This is a genomic window from Dehalococcoidales bacterium (assembly GCA_030698765.1).
Lineage (GTDB): Bacteria > Chloroflexota > Dehalococcoidia > Dehalococcoidales > UBA2162 > JAUYMF01.
In genome coordinates this window covers 1-4,293 of record JAUYMF010000008.1, presented here as the reverse complement: position 1 = coordinate 4,293, position 4,293 = coordinate 1, and the positions used below count along the sequence as shown (strand labels likewise).

Sequence of the window (4,293 nt, the reverse complement as noted above, 5' to 3'; positions counted from 1 at the left end):
CAATCAGTACGAAAACGAACTGAACGTCCAGGCCCACTACCGGAATACGGGGCCGGAAATCTGGCGGCAAACACAGGGCAATGTTAACTACTTCTTCGCCGGTTTTGGCACCTGCGGCACCATTAGCGGAATTGGCCGGTTTCTTAAGGAACAGAACCCTGATATAAAGATAATCGGTGTAGAACCTGCCTCCTCTAACCATAAATTGCCGGGCATGAAGAGAATCACCGGTCTGGATGAAGAGTTCATCCCCAAGATTCTGGACAGGTCGGTAATTGATGATACCGTGGCTGTGACTGATGATGATGCCTACAAAACAGCTATGGCCTTAGCCAGAAAGGACGGGGTTCCCGTCGGGCCGACAACAGGGGCCATACTACATGCCGCCTTGCAGTACGCAAAATCGAAGAAAGGTATAGCGGTAGTCATTTCACCTGATGACGCCTTTAAATACGCCAGTTTTTACAAAGATGCCCTGGAGAGAGAATTGGAGGAAAACGGAAGCAATGGCAGTGATTACAGAATATGATTTATCCGGCTTTGTCTGCCCTTTATCTAAAGTGAAGGCGATACAACTTCTGGAGAGCCTGGAAGATAGGGAAACGGCAAAGATAATACTGGGGGACAGTGAATCCCTGAAGAGCGTAGCGCAGGAGCTAAAATCCCGGGGCCTGAAACCGGCTTTTGAACAGAACGGGGGCAGTAAATTCACATTAACGGTTACTAAATAACCCCTGCCGGAACATTACCCGTATCGGTCAGTCAAGGGGGGTACCTGCTTGAAATGTTCGCCTGTTAACTCGCTGAAGGCTACGGAGCAGAATACCCTCAGGTTATCCGGACACATCGGGGGATTGTGTGTGGTATAATGTGGCGGAGTGACACGTTCGTTTTTTGATTCAAGCGTTTTCCGGATAATGATGACCACGAATTGACTGTAAGGGACACATGTTTAAGACTTTAAGGGAAGACATCCAGACAGTATTTGCCAAAGACCCGGCGGCGCGGGGTTTACTCGAAGTGCTCTCCTGCTATCCCGGACTGCACGCCCTGTGGGCTCACCGCATTGCCCACTTTCTCTGGCAGCGCAAGCTGCGCTTTCCAGCCCGTCTCCTCTCTCACATCAACCGTTTTTTCACCAATATTGAGATCCATCCGGGGGCGAAAATCGGCCGGCGTTTCTTTATCGACCACGGGGCCGGCGTGGTCATCGGGGAGACGGCGGACATAGGCGATGATGTTTTGATATACCAGGGCGTTGTCCTCGGCGGGACCACTTTGAAGAAGGTCAAGCGCCATGCTACAATAGGAAATAATGTGATAATCGGGGCAGGAGCCATAACTCTGGGCCCTATTCACATCGGTGATGGTGCCAGGATTGGCTCAGGTTCGGTGGTGGTAAAATCGGTACCGCCCGGGGCTACCGTCGTTGGCATTCCGGGAAGGGTTACTGAGGATCACTATGCAATGGTACTGGAATTGGAGCACGACAAGTTACCCGACCCGATAGCCGAAGCTATCAGCCTGGTGCTGAAGGAGCAGGAGGAATTGGAAGAACGCCTGCAAAGATTGGAAAACCTGAGCGGGGTGCTGGTGCCTGAAGATGGACTCAGGGAGAAACGAAGAGAGATGGCCAGGGAGTTTAGCCAAGGAGAAGGGATATGAAGTTTGAAACTCTAGCGATCCATACCGGGGAAAGGCCGGACCGGGCTTACGGCGCCGTTTCCGTGCCTATTTACCAGACTTCTACCTTTGTATTTGAAGATATTGGAAAGACCCGGGGTTACGATTATTCCCGAACGTCAAATCCGACCCGAAAGGTGCTGGAAGAGACAATCGCCCGGCTTGAGGGAGGAAAAGCCGGGTTTGCGCTTGCTACCGGCATGGCGGCTGAGACTACTGCCATTCACCTGCTCAAGGCTGGCGACCATGTGATTTCCGGGGATGATGTTTACGGAGGAACCTACCGGCTGTTCCACGATGTGATGAGCAATTTCGGAGTGGAATTCACTTTCCTGAGAATGGATATCCGGCAGAAGATTGAAGACGCCATAAAACCAAATACTAAAATGTTATGGCTGGAAACCCCCTCAAACCCGTTGCTTAACATCATTGACCTGGAGATGGCGGTAGATGTCGCCCGTAAACATAAGCTGCTAACGGTTATTGACAATACCTTCGCTACCCCCTACTGCTTGAGACCTATCGAATACGGGATTGATGTGGTTGTTCACTCCACCACCAAATACCTTAACGGACATTGTGACGTCGTCGGCGGAGCTATCGTGACGGCCACTGATGAGCTAAGCGAGAGAGTCCAGTTCCTGCTTAATGCCATGGGTACCTGTGCCTCGCCCTTTGACTGCTGGCTGGTACTTCGCGGAATTGAAACTCTGCCGGTGAGGATGAGACAGCATGAGGTGAATGCTTCGGCGGTGGCGGCTTACCTCCAGGGACACCCCATGGTAGAGAGGGTCTTCTACCCTGGATTAGAATCTCATCCGGGGCATTATGTTGCCCGTAGACAGATGACCGGGTTCGGCGGCATGGTCTCCTTTGAAGTAAAAGGTGGCGGGGAAGCGGCTAAAGCCTGCCTGCGCCGCATCAAGATATTTGCCCTGGCCGAGTCATTAGGCGGTGTCGCCTCCCTGGCCGAGCACCCGGCGACAATGAGTCACGCGTCAATGCCCGAGGAACACCGGAGGAAAGTGGGGATCACCGACGGATTGGTCAGGTTATCAGTGGGCCTGGAAAACAAGGATGACTTGATTGAGGACTTGCAGCAGGCACTGGAGTCTGATTAAAGGAGTATAAGATGTCTTATGCCAGAGCTTTGCGGTGTCGTAAATGCGGGCAGGAATACCCCCTGCGACCAATGAGCCTGTGTGAGATTTGCCTGAGTCCGCTGGATGTCAGCTATGATTATAAGGCCATGTCTGAAGTGCTGACCCGGCAGAAGATTGCCGGTGGGCCGCTAAGCATGTGGCGTTACGTGGACTTACTGCCTGCCGACAGTAACATTATCGGTATCAGTAATGGTTACACTCCGCTGGTCAAAGCCGACAGGTTGGGAAAAGAACTGGGGCTTGACGAACTGTATATCAAGAACGATTGCCTTAACCCGACCTACTCGTTCAAGGACAGGCCGGTCTCAGCGGCCATCACCAAGGCGCGCGAGTTCGGTTTCGATACTGTAGCCTGCGCTTCTACCGGCAATCTGGCCGCCAGCGTAGCCGCCCATGCGGCCATGGCAGGTATGAAAGCCTACGTTTTCGTGCCGGCCAATGTGGAGCCGGGCAAACTGGTGGGTATCGCGATCTATGACCCGGTTCTGGTGACGGTAAATGGCAGCTATGACGACGTTAACCGGCTCTGCGCCCGCCTCGCCGAAAAGTATAAATGGGGATTCATCAATATTAACCTGCGCCCCTTCTATGCTGAAGGAAACAAAACGCTGGGGTTTGAGGCGGCTGAGCAACTGGGCTGGCGCGCTCCTGACTGCGCTTTAACCTCCGCCGGCTCCGGACTGCACTTTACCCGGATATGGAGAGGGTTTGAAGAACTGGCCATGCTTGGGCTAATCGGGCCGGTAAATACCCGCATGTATCTGGCTCAGGCGGCTGGTTCCGCCCCTATTGTCAACGCTTTTGATGCAAATACACTCCACGTGAACCCGGTAGAACCGAAGACTATCGCCAAGTCCCTGGCTATTGGTAACCCGGCTGATGGTTACTACGCTTTAAAAATCATCAAGGATTCCGGCGGTGAAGCCTGTGCCGCGACTGATGCTGAAGCTATTGCCGGGATGAAGCTGCTGGCGCAAACAGAAGGCATCTTTACCGAGGCCGCCGGAGGAGTGGTCATCGGCGTGCTCCGGAAACTGGCGGCTTCCGGGGCAATCAAAAAGAATGACCTTACCGTAACCTACATTACCGGAGCCGGGCCGCGGACACAGGAGACGGTGGCCGATGTGGTTAAACCATTCACCATACAGCCCACCGTTGAATCCTTCGAAGAGGTGCTCGGCACGCCGGTTTAAGCTTATTGTACTTTACCCGTACCGCTTTAATCGCATTAAAGGTAAAGGAGGGTTAACAGGATGATTAAAAGACAGGTAATGTTTACTTTTCCGCAGGACTTGATTAAGGAACCTATTATCTATAATCTCAGTCAGCAGTTTAGCGTAGTAACCAATATTCGCCGGGCTGATGTATCCGAAGACAAGGGCTGGGTGGTACTGGAGCTGGAGGGGGAGGAGAAAGATATCGAAGATGGTATCACCTGGGTGACCGC

General features: G+C 52.8%; 6 protein-coding genes. All 6 read left to right on the top strand.

Going from position 1 to position 4,293, the window contains the following annotated elements; genetic code table 11:
- Window positions 1-529, top strand: a 529-nt coding sequence (locus Q8Q07_00245; protein ID MDP3878723.1) for a pyridoxal-phosphate dependent enzyme, incomplete at its 5' end; no start/stop codon positions are given.
- Window positions 507-731 (top strand): sulfurtransferase TusA family protein, encoded by a 225-nt coding sequence (locus Q8Q07_00240; protein MDP3878722.1) that lies wholly within the window; start codon window positions 507-509, stop codon window positions 729-731. The genes Q8Q07_00245 and Q8Q07_00240, both read left to right, overlap by 23 nt.
- 217 nt (window positions 732-948) lie before the next feature.
- A complete protein-coding gene (cysE, locus tag Q8Q07_00235) occupies window positions 949-1,665 on the top strand; it encodes a serine O-acetyltransferase (GenBank protein MDP3878721.1) in 717 nt (238 codons plus the stop codon).
- On the top strand, window positions 1,662-2,804 hold the full coding sequence (locus Q8Q07_00230) for a PLP-dependent aspartate aminotransferase family protein (GenBank protein ID MDP3878720.1): 1,143 nt from the start codon (window positions 1,662-1,664) through the stop codon (window positions 2,802-2,804). Before cysE ends, Q8Q07_00230 begins: the two co-directional genes overlap by 4 nt.
- An 11-nt stretch (window positions 2,805-2,815) precedes the next feature.
- Window positions 2,816-4,039 carry a threonine synthase gene (gene thrC / locus Q8Q07_00225; GenBank protein ID MDP3878719.1) on the top strand — a complete coding sequence of 408 codons (1,224 nt, stop codon included), beginning with the start codon at window positions 2,816-2,818 and terminating at the stop codon, window positions 4,037-4,039.
- A gap of 60 nt (window positions 4,040-4,099) precedes the next feature.
- The coding region (locus Q8Q07_00220) for an NIL domain-containing protein (protein ID MDP3878718.1) at window positions 4,100-4,293 on the top strand (194 nt) is incomplete at its 3' end.

Coding starts and splice junctions, on each gene's coding strand:
- Q8Q07_00240 (MDP3878722.1), top strand. CDS start 507: ATGGCAGTGATTACAGAATATGATTTATCCGGCTTTGTCTGCCCTTTA.
- cysE (MDP3878721.1), top strand. CDS start 949: ATGTTTAAGACTTTAAGGGAAGACATCCAGACAGTATTTGCCAAAGAC.
- Q8Q07_00230 (MDP3878720.1), top strand. CDS start 1,662: ATGAAGTTTGAAACTCTAGCGATCCATACCGGGGAAAGGCCGGACCGG.
- thrC (MDP3878719.1), top strand. CDS start 2,816: ATGTCTTATGCCAGAGCTTTGCGGTGTCGTAAATGCGGGCAGGAATAC.